Here is an 18,751-nt window from a genome sequence, read left to right as displayed (position 1 = left end):
AACCGATGTTCCCGTTGTCTTTTGCGCAGCGCCGGTTGTGGTTTCTGGACCGGTTCGAGGGGCCCTCGGCGCTGTACAACATTCCGCTGGTGCTGCGGTTGACCGGCACGCTGGACGTGCCGGCCCTGGTCGCGGCGGTCGGCGATGTGGTGGCCCGGCACGAGAGCGTGCGCACGGTGTTCGTCGAGGACGAATCGGGCGTGCCGATGCAGCGGATCCTGCCCACCGGCCGGACGCGCCCGGACGTGGCGGTGGTCGAGGTCGATCCCGCGCGACTGTCGGCGGCCGTGGCCGAGGCGGTCGAGCATCCTTTCGACCTGACCGCCGATATCCCCCTGTGGGCCAAGGTATTTCGCGTGGCCCAGGACGAGCACGTATTGGTCCTGGTGATCCACCACATCGCCGGTGACGGGGCTTCGATGGCTCCGCTCGCCCGGGACCTGGTGGCCGCATACCGGGCGCGGCGCACCGGGGCCGAGCCGGTATGGCCCCCGCTGCCGGTGCAGTATCTCGATTACACGCTGTGGCAGCAGGAGCTGCTAGGCGAGGAATCCGATCCGGAAAGCGTGCTGGCCAAGCAATTCGACTATTGGCGGCGGGAATTGGCCGACGTCCCCCAACCGCTGCGGCTGCCGATCGATCGGCCGCGTCCGGCGCGGGCGTCACATCGGGGCGATGCGCTGGAGTTCGCCCTCGAACCCGAATTGTGCGCGGCGATGGGCGTATTCGCGCACCAGCAGGGCGCGACGGTGCCGATGGTGTTGCAGTCGGCGCTGGCGGTACTGCTGTTCCAGCTCGGCGGCGGTGTGGATCTCACGATCGGCTCCCCCATCGCGGGCCGTACCGATGAGGCGTTGGCCGATCTGGTCGGGTTCTTCGTCAACACGTGGGTGTTGCGGGTAGACCTGTCGGGTAATCCGTCGTTCGAGCAGGTGCTGGCGCAAGTCCGCGGGAAGGCGTTGGCGGCCTACGACAATCAGGACGCGCCGTTCGAGCGCCTGGTGGAGTTGCTCAATCCCGATCGCTCGACCGCGTATCACCCGCTGTTCCAGGTCATGTTCGCCTGGCAGAACAACGTCGTGCCGGATATCCAGGTGGACGGGTTGCGGGTCGGTTATGAGCCCACCACCACGCGGACGGCGAAGTTCGACCTGTTCTTCAACCTCACACCCCGCCCGGATCGTGCCGATGTGTGGTGCGAGATCGAGTATGCGACAGATCTTTTCGATCGGGAAACCATCACACTCATCGGCCAGCGGTTGGTGTCGGTGCTCGAGCAGGTGGTTACCCGGCCGCGCATGCGGGTCGGCGCGGTGGATGTGCTGGTCGCGGGGGAGCGACAGCAGGTCTTGGAGCGATTCAACGACACCGCCGAGGAGACGGCGGTCGGTCCCGGATCCGTGCCGGAGCTGTTCGCGGCTCAGGTTGCCGCCGGTCCGGATATCGTCGCCGTGGACGGAGCCGGTCCGACGCTGACTTACGCCGCGTTGGACACGCGCGCGAACGACCTGGCACGACTCATACACCGGCACGGGGTACGTCCGGAATCGGTGGTGGCGGTGGCGCTTTCGCGCACGGCCGATCTGGTGGTCGCACTGCTGGCGGTCTGGAAGGCGGGCGCCGCCTATCTGCCGATCGATCCGCGGTATCCGAGCGCACGGTTGGCATCGATCCTCGCCGACTGCCGCCCGCAGTTGGTGCTGACCGACGCCGACGCCGAGAAAATACTGGGCGACAGCGCGATTCCCCGGCTGCGAATCGACGAACCGCAGGACGCCGCGGCCGACGGCGATGATCTCGTCCCGGTCCGGCCGCTGCGGGATCAGGCGGCCTATGTGATGTACACCTCGGGGTCCACCGGCACGCCGAAGGGTGTGGTCATCACGCATCGAAATGTATCCGACGGTGTGCGGGAACTGATTTCGCGGCTGGGCGTGCCACCAGGGTGGCGGACGCTGGCTGGCACGTCGGTCAACTTCGATGTGTCGGTGTTCGAGATGTTCACCACGCTGTGCACCGGTGGCACCGTCGAGGTGGTACGCGACGTTCTGGTCCTCGGCGAGGGAGACGGCTGGAGCGGCGGCGTGGTGTCCACGGTGCCGTCGGTGTTCGCCGAGTTGATCGATCGCGGCGACAGCAAGATCGAGGCCGAGGCGGTGGTGTTCGCCGGTGAGCCGCTTCCGGCACGGCTGGTCGATCGCGTGCGGCAGGCCGTGCCCGGCGCGCGGGTGCTCAACGCCTACGGTCAGACCGAAAGCTTCTACGCGACAACCTTCACCGTCGCCCCCGAGGACGACTGGGCCGGTGCGGACCACACCGGCAACGTCCCGATCGGCACTCCCCTGGGCAATGTGCGCACCTACGTGCTCGGGCCCGGTCTCACCCCGGTCCCGATCGGCGTGGTGGGCGAGCTGTACGTCGCGGGCACGAGTATCGGTCGCGGGTATCACGGCCGTTCGGGGTTGACCGCGTCACGGTTCGTCGCCGATCCGTTCGGCGGCCGCGGGGAGCGGATGTATCGCACCGGGGACCTGGCCCGCTGGAATCGCGACGGTCGGCTCGTATACGCCGGCCGCGGCGACGCACAGGTGAAGGTCCGTGGCTTCCGCATCGAACCCGCCGAGATCGAGGCGGTGCTGACCGCGCACCCGCGGATCGCTCAGGCAGTGGTGACGACGGCGACGATTCGCGGCAGCGACGGACAACTGGTGGGCTATCTCGTTCTCCGGCCCGGCGAGCGGACGGATCTCTCGGAACTTCGGCGGTTCGTGGCCGCCCGTCTGCCCGAGTTCATGGTGCCGTCCGCCTTCGTGACGCTGGACCGCCTTCCGCTGACCCCGAACGGCAAACTCGACCGCGGGGCCCTGCCCGAGCCGGAAATCGAGAGCGGCGCCTACCGCGCGCCGCGCACGGTGGACGAGGAGATCCTGGCCGGGTTGTTCGCCGATGTGCTCGGCCTGGAGCGGGTGGGCATCGATGACGATTTCTTCACCCTGGGTGGGCATTCGCTGCTCGCGACGCGGCTGGCCAATCGAATTCGCCTGCTGCTGGGCGCGGAGGCACCGATCCGGACGGTCTTCGAGGCGCCGACCGTGGCCGAGCTCGCGGCGCGTCTGGACACCGGACGGCGAGTGCGACCCGCGCTGCGGCCGCAGGAACGACCCGAGTCCATTCCACTGTCGTTCGCGCAGCGCCGGTTGTGGTTCCTGCACCGGTTCGAGGGGTCGTCGGCGCTGTACAACATTCCGCTGGTGCTTCGGTTGACCGGGCCGCTGGACGTCGCGGCCCTGATGGCCGCCCTCGGCGATGTGATGGTCCGGCACGAGAGCGTGCGGACGGTGTTCGTCGAGGACGACGGCGTGCCGTCGCAGCGGGTGCTGCCCACTGACGAGGCGAACCTCGATATCGAGGTCGTCACCGTGGAGCCCGGCGGATTGCCCGCGGCCGTCGCCGCGGCGGTCGACCACCGTTTCGATCTGGCGACCGATATTCCGTTGTGGGCGAGGATATTCCGACTCGGCCCCGAGGAACACGTGCTGGCCCTGGTGATCCATCACATCGCCGGTGACGGTGCCTCGATGGCGCCGTTGGCGCGGGATCTGGTGGGCGCCTACACCGCGCGCAGCATCGGGAATGCGCCGTCGTGGACGCCGCTGCCGGTGCAGTATGTCGATTACACGCTGTGGCAGCGGCGACTGCTGGGCGAGGAGGACGATCCCGGCAGTCTGCTGTCCCGTCAGTTCGACTACTGGCGTGGCGAATTGGCCGGTGTGCCGCAGCCGGTGCGGTTGCCCACCGATCGGCCGAGACCAGCGGTGGCCAGTCATCGGGGCGGCGTGGTGGAGTTCGCGCTGGATCCGGAGTTGGCGGCCGCGGTCGAGCAGCTGGCGCGGGCGCGGGGCGCGACGGCGTCGATGGTGGTGCAGACGGCGTTGGCGGTGCTGTTGTTCCAGCTCGGTGGCGGTGCGGATGTGACCATCGGCTCGCCGATCGCGGGCCGCACGGATGACGCGCTGACCGATCTGGTCGGATTCTTCGTCAACACCTGGGTGTTGCGGGTGGATCTGTCCGGCAACCCCCCGTTCGACCGGGTGTTGGAGCAGGTCCGCGCAAAGGCCCTGGCCGCCTACGACAATCAGGACGCGCCGTTCGAACGTCTGGTGGAGCTGCTCGATCCGGATCGTTCGACCGCCTATCACCCGCTGTTCCAGGTCATGTTCGCCTGGCAGAACAACGCCCTCCCCGATGTGGAGGTCGCCGGGCTCGAGGTGGATTACGAGCCCACCGGCACCGGTACCGCGAAGTTCGACCTGTTCTTCAATCTCACCCCGCTGCCCGACGGTCGGGGCGTGCGTGGCGATATCGAGTATGCGACCGATATTTTCGATCGGGATACCGTCACGATGATCGCGCGCAGGTTCGTCGCGGTGGTGGAACAGGTCGTGGCCGATCCGCGCGGGCGGGTCGGCGGTGTGGACATCCTGGTCGCGGGCGAGCGGCAACGTCTGCTCGAGCGGTTCAACGACACCGCCACCGGCCGGGTCTCGCTCGATCGGGTGTCGGTGCCGGAGCTGTTCGCCGCTCGGGTGGCGGCCGTGCCGGATGCCGCGGCGATCATCCGCGACGACGGGGTGATGACCTATGCCGAGCTGAGCGTGCGGGCGAATCGATTGGCCCACAGGATGTTCCGGCAGTACGAGATCGGCCCGGAAACGCTGGTGGGCGTCGCGTTACCGCGCTCGACCGATCTGGTCGTCGCATTGCTGGCGATCTGGCGGGCGGGAGCGGCATATGTGCCGATCGACCCCCGGTATCCCAGCAGGCGGCTGGATCACATCCTCGCCGACGCGGCTCCCCGGGTGATCCTGACCGATGCGGAGCATTCGGAGCTGTTCGCCGATCGCGATATTCCCCGGCTTCTCCTGAACGAGTCCGAGGCCGACCCGAGCGACGGCGGAGCCTTCGACCCGATCGCGCCGCAGCCGGAGCAGGCGGCGTATGTGATGTACACGTCGGGCTCCACGGGGACGCCAAAGGGTGTGGTGATCACCCACCGGAATGTCGCCGATGGGGTGCGTGAGCTGGTGCCGCGCGTGGGGGTGTCGCCGGGCTGGCGGATGCTGGCCGGTACGTCGATCAATTTCGACGTCTCGGTGTTCGAGCTGTTCACCACGCTGTGTACCGGTGGCACGGTCGAGCTGGTGCGCGATGTGCTCGTACTCGGCGAGGGCTGGCGCGGTGGCGTGATCTCCACGGTGCCCTCGGTGTTCGCCGAGCTGATCGATCGCGGCGACACCGGGATCGAGGCCGAGGCGGTGGTGTTCGCCGGTGAGCCCCTGCCCGCGGCGCTGGTGCGGCGGGTCCGGCAGGTGATTCCGGACGCGCGCGTGATCAATGCCTACGGGCAGACCGAAAGCTTCTACGCGACAACGTTTTCGATATCCGGATCCGACGACTGGGACGGTGACGGCAACGTCCCGATCGGCGTCCCGCTGGGCACGGCCCGCGCCTATGTGCTGGGTCACGGCCTCGTCCCCGTTCCGGTCGGCGTGGTGGGCGAGTTGTACGTGGCGGGAACGAGTATCGGACGTGGGTATCACGGCCGACCCGGCGCGACGGCGTCGCATTTCGTCGCCGATCCGTTCGCGGGTCGCGGCGAGCGCATGTATCGCACGGGCGATCTGGCACGGTGGGACCGCGACGGGCGGCTGGAATGCGTTGGCCGCGGCGATGATCAGCTCAAGGTGCGCGGGTTCCGGATCGAGCCCGCCGAGATCGAGACCGTGCTGACCGGTTACCCCGGGGTGGCGCAGGCGGTGGTGACCACCGCGGCCGTCCGCGGCGGCGCCAGACAGCTGGTGGGATACCTGGTCCCCACGACGGCGGGTGACGGCGACGGATTGGATCTCGAGGTCGGCATCGAGATCGCGCAGTTGCGCCGGTTCGTGGCGGGGCGCCTGCCCGAGTTCATGGTGCCGTCGGCGTTCGTGGTGCTGGACCGCTTCCCGCTGACGCCGAACGGCAAGCTCGATCGAAAGGCGCTGCCGGAGCCTGAGTTCGGCGCCGGGGCCTACCGCGCCCCGCGCACCCGGGAGGAGGAGCTGCTGGTCGGATTGTTCGGCGATGTTCTCGGCCTGGAGCGGGTGGGAATCGATGACGATTTCTTCACCCTCGGCGGCGACAGCATTCGCTCGATGCAGGTCGTGGCGCGGGCTCGGACACAGGGGGTGGAGATCGGCCCTCGCGACATCTTCGAGCACCGAACCGTCGCCAACCTGGCCGAGATCGCCGATCACGCTCGCGAAACCGCGCCCGCGCCAACCGAACCCGACGGCGACGAGACGGGCTGGATGCCCCTGCTCCCCATCGCGGCGGGCCTGCTGGACCTCACCGACGCCATCGACCGGTTTTCGATGGCGATGGTGCTGGACCTCCCGATCGGAGTGGACCGGCCGGGCCTGGAGGCCACCCTGACCGCCCTGGTCGATCGCCACGATGCGTTGCGCACCAAGCTCGTTCGCGGCGACGGCGCGGGCCTGGTTGTCGAGGCGCCCGGCTCGGTCCTGGTGTCCGACCTGCTCGAGCGGGTCGAGTACACCGGTCGCTTCGACGGCGAGGAATGGATGGAACTCGTCGCCGCGCGGTTGGATGCGGCTGCCGGGCAACTGAATCCCGATGCCGGCCGCATGGCCCGCTGGGTGTGGTTCGATCCGGGGGCCGAGCGCGCCGGGCGGCTGTTGATGGTGTTGCACCATCTGGTGGTCGACGGAGTCTCCCTACGGATCCTGCCGCCGGATCTCGCCGGTATCTGGGAGCGGGTCCGCCGCGGGGAGACACCGAATCTGCCACCGGTGCCGACATCGATGCGGCGCTGGGCCCTGTCGCTGGCGCGGGAGGCCCGCCGCCCGGAGCGGGTGGCGGAGCTGGCGTGGTGGCGGTCGATGCTGCGGGGTCCGGACCCGATCCTCGGGGCCCGCGCCCTGGATCCCGCGGTCGATGTGATGTCGACGGTGGACACCGTCCGGCTGCAGTTGCCTTCCTCGGTCACCGACCCGGTGCTCACGACGGCTACTGCCGCATTCCATTGCGGAGTCGACCATGTGTTGCTGGCCGCCCTGGCCATGGCGGTGGCGAGCTGGCGACGCCGTCGCGGCGAGACCGAATCCTCGGTACTGCTGCGGTTGGAAGGCCACGGACGCGAGGAGCATCTCGTGCCCGGTATCGACCTGTCGTCCACGCTGGGCTGGTTCACGGTGACCTACCCGATGCGCCTGGATGTCGGCGGGGTCGACCCCGACGCCGCGATCGCCGGCACCGCGGCCACCGCGGGCGTGGTCAAGGCGATCAAGGAGCAGTTGCTCGCGATTCCCGACAAGGGCATCGGGCACGGTCTGCTGCGCTACGTCAACGCCGATACCGCACCGGAACTGGCGAAATACCCGACCGGGCAGATCGGCTTCAACTATCTCGGCCGGTTCGCCACCGCCCTGCCCAAGGAACTGCGCGGACGCGGCTGGACGCAGGTTATGGACATCACCGATCTGGCCACCGACCTCGGCGCGACCATGCCGATGGTGTCGGCGCTGGAGGTGAACGCGGTGGTCGTGGACGGGGATGCGGGACCGGAGCTGTCGGTGGTCTTCGGATTCGCCGCCGGGGTGATCACGGCCCCGGAGGTCCGCGAGCTGGCGGAGCTGTGGTCGGCCGCGGTCGAGGGGATCGCGCGCTGTGCGGTCGCGGGTGGTGGCGGGCTGACCCCGTCGGATGTACCGCTGGTGTCGGTCGCTCAGGCCGAGCTCGAGACCTGGGAGCGGCGCTATCCGGGCCTGGTGGATGTGTGGCCGCTGACCGCGTTGCAGTCGGGGCTGCTGTTCCATTCGATGCTGGTGGGTGAGGCATTCGACGCGTACCGAATGCAGTTGGTGTTCGGGCTGTCCGGCCCGGTGGACGCGGATCGGATGCGCGCCGCCGGGCAGGCGCTGCTGGACCGATATCCGAATCTGCGGGCCGCCTTCGTCGAGGATGGCGCTGGCGATCCGGTGCAGCTCGTGCTCGACAGGGTCGAATTGCCCTGGCGGGAGGTGGATCTGCGTGGTGCGGACGATCGCGAGGCGGCGCTGGAACGGCTGTTGTCCCAGGACCGCGGCACCCCGTTCGATCCGCTCCGGCCGCCGCTGTTGCGGTTGACTCTGGTGCGGATGGGTGCGGAGCGGTCGGAGCTGGTCCTGACCGCGCATCATGTGTTGTTCGACGGCTGGTCGCTACCGCTGGTGATGCAGGATCTGGTGCGGCTCTACGGCTCCTACGGCGATGCCTCGGTGTTGCCGAGGGAGCGTAACTATCGGGATTTCCTGGTGTGGCTCGGTCGCCGGGACCGGGCCGAATCGGCGCGGGTGTGGGCCGAGGAGCTCGACGGCATCGACGAGCCGACGCTGGTCGCACCGAGTGCGGGAATGGGTGGCGAGCCGGGAATCGCCCAGGTCGAGGTGCCGCTGTCAGTGGCGCGCGCCCGCGAATTCGGCAGGCGCGCAGGTGAACTGGGCGTGACCGTCAACACGCTCCTGCAGGGCGCGTGGGCGGTGCTGGTGTCGGCGTTGACGGGTCGGTCGGATGTGGTGTTCGGCGCGACGGTGTCGGGTCGGCCGCCCGCGGTGCGCGGGGTGGATTCAATGGTGGGCCTGTTCATCAATACCTTGCCGGTGCGGGTGGTGTGTCGTCCCGGTGCGTCTTTCGCCGAGATGGTGCGCCGGTTGCAGGTGCGTCAGGCGGCGCTGCTGGAGCATCATCACCATCCGTTGGCGGAGATCCACCGCTCGCTCGGGATGAGCACGCTGTTCGACACCCTCCTCGTGTTCGAATCCTTCCCCGTGGATCGCGCCGGGATCAGCGAGGCCAACACCGCCGCCGGGATCACGGTCACCGGCATTCGCCCCTTCAGCGGCACCCACTATCCCCTCAGCGTGTTCGCCGCCGCCGACCCGCACGTGCGGATGTCGCTGGAATACGCGACCGACGTTTTCGATCGCGAAACGGTCGAGGGCATCGCGCGGCGGTTCGTCGCCGTGCTGGAACGGGTGGTGGCCGATCCGGGGCAACCCATCGCGGCGCTGGATGTGCTGATTGCCGGCGAGCGGGAGCGGTTGCTGGAGGCCCGCAACGACACCGGAGCCCAGGATCGGGCGGTCGATGCCGCCGCGGGCGCGTCGATACCGGAGCTGTTCGCGGCTCGGGTGGCCGTGGATCCGGAGGCGGTGGCGGTCATCGCGGACGGTGCCACCCTGACCTATGCGGGGTTGAACGCGCGGGCGAATCGGTTGGCCCACTGGCTGGTCGAGCGTTTCGCGGTGGGCCCGGAGGACGTGGTCGCCGTGGCGCTGCCGCGCTCGGCCGAGTTGGTGGCGGTGCTGTTGGCAGTGCTGAAGACCGGGGCGGCCTATCTGCCGCTGGATCCCGATCATCCCCAGGCGCGCATCCAGTACATGCTCGACGAGTGCCGTCCGCGGGTGGTGCTGACGCCGGAGGTCCTCCCCGCGGATCCGACGGATTATCCCGCGACCGATCCCGTGAACGGGGATGTTCCCTCGGGGTGCGCGGCGTACGTGTTGTACACCTCGGGGTCGACGGGGCATCCGAAGGGTGTGGTGGTTCCGCGGGCGGCGTTGACGAATTTCCTACTGTCGATGCGGAATTCGCTCAAACTCACGTCGGCGGACCGATTGTTGGCGGTGACGACGATCGCGTTCGACATCGCGGCGCTGGAGCTGTTCGTGCCGTTGCTCAGCGGGGCCGCCGTGGTGGTGGCGTCCAGGGAGAGCGTCGTCGCGCCCGGTGAGTTGCTGGAATTGGTTGCCGCGCATCGGGTGACGGTGGTTCAGGCGACGCCGTCGTTGTGGCAGATGGTGGCCCTGCACAAGCCGGAGGGGCTGCGAGGGCTGCGGGTGCTGGTGGGCGGCGAGCCGTTGCCCGCCGCCCTGGCCGACACGCTCGCGGGGGCCGCCGCCGAGGTGACCAACCTGTATGGGCCGACCGAGACCACCATCTGGTCCACCGTGGCGGCGGTGCACGCCGGTACACCGCCGACCATCGGTCGTCCGATCGCGAATACCCGGGTGTACGTGCTGGATTCGGCGCTGCGGCCCGCGCCCCCAGGCGTGGTCGGCGAGCTGTACATCGCCGGCGCCGGCGTGGCTCGCGGCTACGGCGGCCGGACCGGATCGACCGCCGCACGGTTCGTGGCCGACCCCTTCGCACCCGAACCGGGCCGACGCATGTACCGAACCGGGGATCTGGCGCGGTGGAACGCCAACGGCGAGTTGGAATGCCTGGGGCGCAGCGACCATCAGGTGAAGATTCGCGGGTTCCGGATCGAGCCCGGTGAGATCGAGAGGTGTCTGAGCGAGCATCCGCAGGTCGAGCGCGCGGTGGTGACGGCGCGCGAGGACCGGCCCGGCGATCAGCGACTGGTGGCGTATGTCGTGCCCAGGTCGATCGGTTCGGGTGCCGGGGCCGGGGCCCAGGTCGAGGAGTGGCAGCAGGTCTACGACCAGGTCTACGCGGCGTCGGAAGGCATTGCCCTGGGCGAGGATTTCGAATTGTGGAAGTCCTCGTATACCGGTGAGCCGATTCCCGCCGAGCAGATGCGGGCCTGGTGTGCCGCGGCGGTGGATCAGGTGATGCGGTTCGGACCGGCGCGGGTGCTGGAGATCGGCGTTGGATCGGGTCTGTTGCTGTCGCGGATCGCGCCCGAGGTGGACGAGTACTGGGGCACCGATTTCTCCGCCGCGGTGATCGCGCGGTTGCGCGCTCAGGTCGATGCGAGCGGGTACGGGGGCCGGGTGCGGTTGGCGTGTCAGGCCGCCGATGACGTAACCGGGCTGCCCGCGGGTTATTTCGATACGGTCGTGTTGAACTCGGTGGTGCAGTACTTCCCCGACGCCGGATATTTGGATCGGGTGCTCGCATACGCGATGGACCTGCTGGCGCCGGGCGGCCGGATCATCGTGGGCGATGTGCGCCGCAAGGCGTCGCTGCGGGCGCTGTACGCGGCCGTGCATCGGACGCAGCGCCCGGGTGTCTCCGCATCGGTACTGCGTGCGGCGGTGGAGCAGTCGGTATTGACCGAGAAGGAGTTGCTGGTCGATCCGGAATGGTTCCACGAGTGGGCCCGCGACAACGCCGATCTGGCCGGAGTGGAGGTTCGGCTGAAAGCCGGCGCGGCGCACAACGAGTTGACTCGGCACCGGTACGAGGTGGTCCTGCACAAGACCGGGGCCGAGCCGGAATCGCTGGCGGCCGCTCCGGAGTTGGTGTGGGGTCGTGACTTCGATGATCTCGACCATCTCGACCGGGTGCTGCACGAACACGGCGCGAACGGTCCGATACGGCTCACCGGAATGCTCAATGCCCGGCTTACCAGCGATATCGCGGCATGGGCGGGCGTCGCGGGTACCGCGATCACCACCGGCGCACCGCTCGACCCCGCGGTCCTCGACGCCTGGGCCGCCGATCGTGGCCGCGAGGCCGTCACCACCTGGTCGGCAACCGCTCCCGAGCTGTTCGACGCACTGGTCGTGCCCGCCGCCTCCGGTTGCCGGACCCGCACCGACATCTACCGTCCCGCCGCGGGCCACGGGGTCTGGGCCAACAATCCCGCCGAGGGCCGCGAGGTGGCGTCGGTGCTGGCGGGATTGCCGAGCCATCTGCGGGAGCTGTTGCCGGAGTACATGGTTCCGGCGGTGGTGGTGGCGATCGGTGAGGTCCCGCTGACTCCGAACGGCAAATTGGATCGGGCCGCGTTGCCGGCGCCGGAGTTCAAGGCGACGACCGCGTACCGGGCCCCGCGCACGCCCGAGGAGAGGACTCTGGTGGAGCTGTTCGCCGAGGTCTTGGGGTTGGAGCGGGTCGGTGTGGACGACGACTTCTTCGCCCTGGGCGGACATTCGCTGTCGGCGATCCGGCTGACGAGCCGCATCCGGGCGGTAACGGAGGTGGACATGCCGATCCGGGCCGTCTTCGAAAACCCCACGGCCGCGGCGCTGGCTCCCTACCTCGAACCGGAGGCCGAGGGATTCGGCTTCGAGGACCCGCTGTCGGTGGTGTTGCGGCTCAAGACAACCGGGGAACGGCAGCCGCTGTGGTGGGTCCACCCCGCGGGCGGGGTGTGCTGGCCCTATCTGGGATTCACCGCGCACCTTCCGGCGGATCGGCCGATCTACGGCATTCAGGCGCGAGGGCTGGACGGGATCACCCCGCTGCCCGACTCGATCGAGGCCATGGTGACCGACTACGTCGAGCAGATGCTGTCGATCCAGCCCGACGGGCCCTTCCACCTGCTGGGCTGGTCGCTCGGCGGCACCCTTGCCCACGCCATGGCGGCCGAGCTGAGCAACCGAGGCCACAGCGTCGCTCTGCTGGCATTGCTGGACAGCGTTCCCAGTTCGTTCTTCGCGCACACCGAGCCACCGGATGCCGACTATGTCCGGGCATTTCTGGAACAGCGGATCGGGCACCTGGAGAACCTCGAGGGACGCCAGGGCGTGGTGGACACCGTCACCACCATCCTGCTGCGACACCAGCAGCTCATGAGTGAGTTCGACTCGCCCGTCTATCGCGGTGCGGCGGTCTTCTTCAATGCGGCGCTCGACCCGACGGCCGATGTGGATCAGTGGCGAGATCACATCGTGGGGGAGATTCGCCGGTTCGATATCGAGACCACCCACCAGGAAATTTACTCGGCCGGCCCGGCGCGGCAGATATGCCGAACTATTACCGAAATTCTAACGCAATGCTGAGAGCAGGCACTTCCATGGAATCTGCACAACATGAAATATACGATGTGGTCGGCATCGGATTCGGCCCGTCCAATCTGGCGCTTGCGCTCGCGCTCGGAGAATGCGAATCCGAGCGGTTCGGATCTCCGCTCACCTCCGTCTTCTTCGAGCGCCAGCGGTCGTTCGGATGGCATCGCGGCATGATGCTGCCCAATGCGAAGATGCAGATTTCCTTCCTCAAGGATCTGGTGACGTTCCGCAATCCCACCTCACGGTTCAGCTTCATCGCCTATCTGCACGCGACCGGACGGCTGGCGAGGTTCGTCAACAATCAGGACTTCTTCCCGACCCGCCGAGAGTTCCACGACTATCTGGAATGGGTGGAGTCGGGCCTGTCCGGTCGTGTCGCGTACGGGTCGGAGGTGGTCGCGCTCCGCCGCCCGCACGCCCGCTCCGGCGAGGGGGTGGACCATCTGCTGGTCGATGTCCGCGGGACCGCGGACGCGTGCGTGCGAACGGTCCGGGCGCGCAATGTGGTCGTCTCGACCGGGCTGGTCCCGCGGATGCCGGATGGCCTGGAACGCGACGAGCACGTCTGGCACAGCTCGGAATTCCTGCATCGGTTCGATGCGGCCGCGGCCACCGAGCTCAAGCGCTGGGCCGTGGTCGGCGCCGGGCAGAGCGCGGCCGAGATCGTGCGCTTTCTCTACGACACGATTCCGGACGCGACCATCGCGGCGATCATTCCCTCCTACGGCTACTCCATCGCCGACGACACCCCGTTCGCGAATTCGGTATTCGATCCCGAGGGTGTCGACGGCTTCTACAACGGGTCGGGCACGGCGCGGGAGGCGATCTGGCGTTATCACCGGAACACGAACTATTCGGTGGTGGACGCCGAGGTGATCAGGGATCTGCATCGTCGTCTCTACGACGACGAGGTGGGCGGGACCCAGCGGCTCGATTTCATCAAGCTGGCTCGGGTGCTCGGCGTCAAATCCGCGGCGAACGACACCCGGGTCACGATTCGCTCGACCGCGACCGGACAGACCCATGACCTCGATGTCGATGTGCTCGTGTGCGCGACCGGCTACGACCCGATGGAGCCGACCGTCCTGCTCGGCGAGGTCGAGCGGCACTGCCTTCGCGACGAACAGGGGCGACTGCGCGTCGAGCGGGGCTATCGGCTGACGACCGACGGTGATCTCGCCTGCGGCATCTATCTGCAGGGCGGCACCGAGCACACCCATGGCCTGTCCTCGTCGCTGCTGTCCAATGTGGCTGTGCGCAGCGGGGAGATCGCGAACGCGATTGTGGATGCTCGTGTTTCGGCGTGGCCGACCGTCGCCCTGGGGGACGAGCTGGCTCGATGACACTGATGCCATGGTGATGCCAATCTGAGCCAAACAGGTTGTTATGGCACCACATTGGTGCCATACTGATGCCATGGATCTGGCTCAGTACGTCGACACCCTTCGTCGGGAACTCGCGCTCGCCGCGGATGGGCGCAGCGACGAGGTGCGGGCCTTCGCCGAACGACTCGTTCCCTCGCTGGAGTCGGCCACCAGGCTGATGCTGCTCGCCGCCCTGTCCCACGCCGCGGACGAGATCACCCGGGATCTCGCGCCGGGTTCGGTCGAGGTGCGGCTGCGCGGCACGGATCCTCATTTCGTCGTCACGCCGCCGATGGGCGATCCGGACGTCGCCGAGGCGGGCGACCGCGATGGCGAACAGGGCCGGGCCCTCGTGCCGCCGCCCCTGCCCAACGGCGACGAGGGCGCGGCCACCCGGATCAATCTGCGGTTGCCGGAAAGCCTCAAGGCGCAGATCGAGGATGCGGCCATGCGGGCCGGGCTGTCCATCAACGCCTGGCTCGTCCGCGCCGCGGCGGCCGCATTGACCGACGGCCAAACGAGTACCGCCGCCCGCACCGCCGGTCCGCGCCGTGACCGCTACACGGGCTGGGTGCGTTAGCAGTCTCCGGGCATCACACCGAAGAGGGGCATCATGCAGACGTTCGACACACCCGAGCCGATCACCGTCACGATCGACCTCGTCGTCGGTAGCGCACAGATCACCGCGAGCGATCGCGCCGACACCGTCGTGGAGGTGTATCCGGCGGATCCCGCGGACGAGACGGATATCAGCGCCGCGCAACGAACCACCGTCGAATTCGCGATGGGCCGGCTGTCGATCCGGGCGCCGCGCCGTCGCGCCCTGTTCAGCAACAAGAGCGAAGCCGTGAACGTGGTGGTCGAGTTGCCCGAAGGCTCCCGGGTCGACGGCAGTGGCACCCAGGTCGAGTTTCGCTGTACTGGGCGACTCGGGGAATGCCGGCTGAAGACGACGGACGGCCATCTGCTGCTCGATCAGATCGAATCCGCCAGGCTGACCACCGGCCGCGGCAAGATCATCGTGGATCAGGTGCTGAGCCGGGCCGATCTCAGCACCGGCTCCGGCGACGTCAGCATCCGGGAGATCTACGGTCCCGCGACCATCAAGAACACCAATGGCGCGACCGAGGTGGACCTGGTCACCGGCGACCTGCGGTTGAACGCGGCCAACGGTGACATCTTCGTCGGCCGAATCGAGGCCGACGTCGTCGCCAAAGTCAACAACGGCAATGTTCGAATCGGTGCGATCGCGACGGGTTCGGTCGATGTGGAGACCCGCAACGGCGATCTCGACGTCGGCATTCCCGACGGCACGGCGGCCTGGCTGGACCTGAATACCGAGACGGGGAGAGTGCGCAATTTCTTGACATCGTCCGGCGCACCGGAACCGACCGGAAAATCGGCCGAGGTGCGAGCCAGAACTCATGCCGGTGACATCATGATCCGGCGTTCATGACCGGCCGCCGCAAGGACCAGATATCTCGCTGAGGAGCGACTCATGACAAAATCCCAGTCGGCGATCACCGTCCGGGGACTTCGTAAATCATTCGGCGACAAGACAGTTCTGAACGACATAGAATTCGACGTCCCCACCGGGTCGATATTCGCTCTGTTGGGTCCGAACGGCTGCGGTAAAACCACCACGGTCCATATTCTTTCGACCTACCTCCGAGCGGATGCCGGTGACATCCGGATCGGCGGCCACGACATCGCGACCGAACCGGACGCGGTCCGCGCGGCGATCGGTGTCACCGGGCAGTTCTCCGCAGTCGACAACTACCTCACCGGTGAAGAGAACCTGCTGCTGATGGCCGATCTGTGCCATCTGCCCCGGAACGTTCGGCGGCGGCGGGCCGCCGAACTCCTCGAACAGTTCGACCTGGTCGAGGCCGGAAAGAAGGTGGCGGCCACCTATTCCGGTGGCATGCGCCGACGCCTGGACCTGGCCATGACGCTGGTGGGCACGCCCAGCATCATCTTTCTCGACGAACCGACGACCGGTCTCGACCCGCGCAGCCGGCACATGATGTGGGAGATCATCCGCCGGCTGGTCGCCGACGGGGTGACGCTGTTCTTGACCACGCAGTACCTGGAGGAGGCCGATCAGCTCGCCGATCGGATCGCCGTGCTCGACCAGGGCAGGCTGGTGGCCCAGGGCACCGCGGACGAACTCAAGCGCATCGTTCCCGGCGGGCATGTCATGCTGCGGTTCGCCAGTATTCCCGCCCTCGAGGCGGCGGCCCGAACCCTCGGTTCGGGCATGCGCGACGACGACGCGTTCACGCTACAGATCCCCAGCGACGGCGACGTCGCCTCGCTGCGCACCCTGCTGGACACGCTCGACCGATCCGCGATCGAGGTCGAATCGTTGACGGTGCACCTGCCGGACCTCGACGACGTCTTCTTCGCGCTCACCGGTCACCCCTCCCTGGAGAAGGAGACGGTCCGATGACCACCCTCGCCTACACCGATTCGGTGACCATGCTGCGTCGCAATCTCCGGCATGTGACGCGGTATCCGATCATGATGATCTCGTCGCTCGGCATGCCCATCATCATGCTGCTGATGTTCGTCGGCGTCTTCGGCAAGACTCTGCGCGCCGGCATCGGCGACACCGGCGACTACGTCAACTACGTCGCGCCGGCGATCATCATGATGACCGTGGGATTCGGATCGGCGCAGACCGCGGTCGACGTGAACACGGATATGACCGAAGGGATCATCGGCCGATTCCGCACGATGGCCATCTGGCGCATGTCGGTGTTGAGCGGTCATGCCCTGGGCAGCATCGTTCGAACGCTGATCAGCGTTGCGCTCGTGCTCGGCGTCGCGGTGCTGATCGGATTCCGGCCGTCGGCGAACGTCGGTGAATGGCTGGCGGCGGCCGGGGTGATTCTTCTGCTCACCATTGCCCTGACCTGGATAGCGGTGGGGCTGGGTCTGACGGCGAAAAGCCCCGCGGGCGCAAGCAGTTCCACTCTTTTGATTCAGTTCCTGCCGTTTGTGAGCGGTGCGTTCGTGCCGCCGGAATCAATGCTCGCCGGGGTGCGCTGGTTCGGTGAGTATCAACCGTTCACGCCGATCGTGCGGACCATCCGCGGACTTCTGGTCGGTACTCCGATCGGAAACAACGGAATTATCGCGATCGGGTGGTGCGTCGGTCTCGCGCTGGTCGGATATATCTGGGCCCGGATGCGTTTCAACCGTGATCCGGAGAAGGGCTGAATGTTTTGAGAAAGATTCTCCGAGAACCGTATCGCGGCGTGGGACGATCTTTCTCGAATTAACAATCCGCTGGTGAAGGGATTCGACAGTAATGTCCGACTCGCCGATCGATCTGCTTACTCCTGAACTAATGGACGACCCCGTCCGCACCTATGCGAGCCTGCGCGACCAGGCCCCGCTCGTGCGGGTCTTCTTCCCCGGCGTGCCGACTCCGGTCTGGCTTGTCACCCGTCACGAGGCCGTGCAGTCACTACTGAGCGACCCGCGTTTCGTTCGAGATCAGGGCAACCTGCCCGGCAAGACCAGTGCCGGAGCGATCGTGGACGAGATGGCCAGGGAATACGGCCTGCCGCCGGAGTCGCTCGACTATATGTACAACAGCATGGTCATGAAGGACGGAAAGGATCATACGAGGCTGAAAAGTTTTGTTGCACCGGCCTTTTCCGCGCGGCGCATCAACGCCCTGCGGTCGTATGTCGAAGGGTTGGCCGACCGGCTGCTGCCGCCGCTCGTCGCCGCGGGATCCGCGGATCTGCTCGCGGATTTCGCGGTCCCGTTGGCGGGCAGCACGATCGGCGAGATCGTCGGTGTCGACGAGGCCGATCGACCGCGGATGAGCTCCTGGATCAACGACTTTCTGTCCGGCGATCCGGGCCGGATCATGGCCAGCGGACTGCACATCGTCGAATACATCAAGGATTTGACCGAGCGGCGGCGCACCAATCCGGCCGACGATCTGGTGTCCACGCTCGTGCGTCCCGCCGACAACGGCGAACGGCTGCGCGACATCGAAGTCAGCACCATGATTCTTTTCCTGCTCAACACGGGCCAGAATCCCGCGTCGCACTTCATCGCCAATGCCACGATGATGCTGCTCGATCACCCGGATCAGCTCGACAAGTTCCGTGCCGATCCGGCACTCATGCCCCACGTTATCCACGAGACGCTGCGGGTGGCCGGCACCGTCCCGATCGGGCCGTCGGTGTACGCCATGGAGGATATGGATTTTCATGGCGTACAGGTCCGGCAGGGCGACGCCCTGATGCCCGCGCTTTTTGCGGCCAATCACGATCCGAAAAAATTCGACCATCCCGAGCAATACGACGTGACCCGGGTCCCGGAGCGAGTCGAGACCCATCTGTCGTTTGCCCACGGTCCCCATTACTGCATGGGGGCGGCATTGGCTCGGCTCGAGGCCGAGGTGGTGCTCGAACGGCTGTTCCTGCGACAGGAACCGCCCGCGCTCGCAGTGGCGCGGGACAAGGTGGAATATCTGCAGATTCCGCCGGGTAAGAGTTTTATGCGCAGCCTGCCGGTCCGATTTCGATAACTGCTCGTAACCCCTCGCCTTATATCCGCAAC

Annotated in this window: 7 protein-coding genes; all 7 read left to right on the top strand. The window is 67.3% G+C overall.

The window, feature by feature from the left end; all coding sequences use genetic code 11:
• Positions 1 to 5: 5 nt before the first annotated feature.
• The 7 genes from NDR87_RS03960 (at position 6) to NDR87_RS03930 (ending at position 18,719) form a co-directional block, all read left to right on the top strand.
• Positions 6 to 12,791 carry a non-ribosomal peptide synthetase gene (locus NDR87_RS03960; RefSeq protein WP_251910162.1) on the top strand — a complete coding sequence of 4,262 codons (12,786 nt, stop codon included), beginning with the start codon at positions 6 to 8 and terminating at the stop codon, positions 12,789 to 12,791.
• Positions 12,792 to 12,805: 14 nt separating this feature from the next.
• A complete protein-coding gene (locus NDR87_RS03955) occupies positions 12,806 to 14,143 on the top strand; it encodes a lysine N(6)-hydroxylase/L-ornithine N(5)-oxygenase family protein (protein ID WP_251910163.1) in 1,338 nt (445 codons plus the stop codon).
• Positions 14,144 to 14,216: 73 nt separating this feature from the next.
• Positions 14,217 to 14,744 carry a hypothetical protein gene (locus tag NDR87_RS03950; protein ID WP_251910164.1) on the top strand — a complete coding sequence of 176 codons (528 nt, stop codon included), beginning with the start codon at positions 14,217 to 14,219 and terminating at the stop codon, positions 14,742 to 14,744.
• A 33-nt stretch (positions 14,745 to 14,777) separates the two neighbouring features.
• Positions 14,778 to 15,620: a DUF4097 family beta strand repeat-containing protein gene (locus tag NDR87_RS03945; RefSeq protein ID WP_251910165.1), complete on the top strand. Its 843-nt coding sequence runs from the start codon at positions 14,778 to 14,780 to the stop codon at positions 15,618 to 15,620.
• A 42-nt stretch (positions 15,621 to 15,662) separates the two neighbouring features.
• Positions 15,663 to 16,616 carry an ATP-binding cassette domain-containing protein gene (locus tag NDR87_RS03940; RefSeq protein WP_251910166.1) on the top strand — a complete coding sequence of 318 codons (954 nt, stop codon included), beginning with the start codon at positions 15,663 to 15,665 and terminating at the stop codon, positions 16,614 to 16,616.
• Complete coding sequence (locus NDR87_RS03935) at positions 16,613 to 17,389, top strand: ABC transporter permease (protein ID WP_251910167.1); 777 nt, start codon at positions 16,613 to 16,615, stop codon at positions 17,387 to 17,389. The genes NDR87_RS03940 and NDR87_RS03935 overlap by 4 nt, the downstream gene beginning before the upstream one ends.
• Positions 17,390 to 17,480: 91 nt before the next feature.
• Positions 17,481 to 18,719 (top strand): cytochrome P450, encoded by a 1,239-nt coding sequence (locus tag NDR87_RS03930; RefSeq protein WP_251910168.1) that lies wholly within the window; start codon positions 17,481 to 17,483, stop codon positions 18,717 to 18,719.
• Positions 18,720 to 18,751: the final 32 nt, after the last annotated feature.

Source organism: Nocardia sp. CDC159 (assembly GCF_023740735.1).
Taxonomy (GTDB): Bacteria; Actinomycetota; Actinomycetes; order Mycobacteriales; family Mycobacteriaceae; genus Nocardia; species Nocardia pulmonis.
Note: the sequence above shows the minus strand (reverse complement) of the source record. Positions and strands in the feature narration are given on the sequence as shown.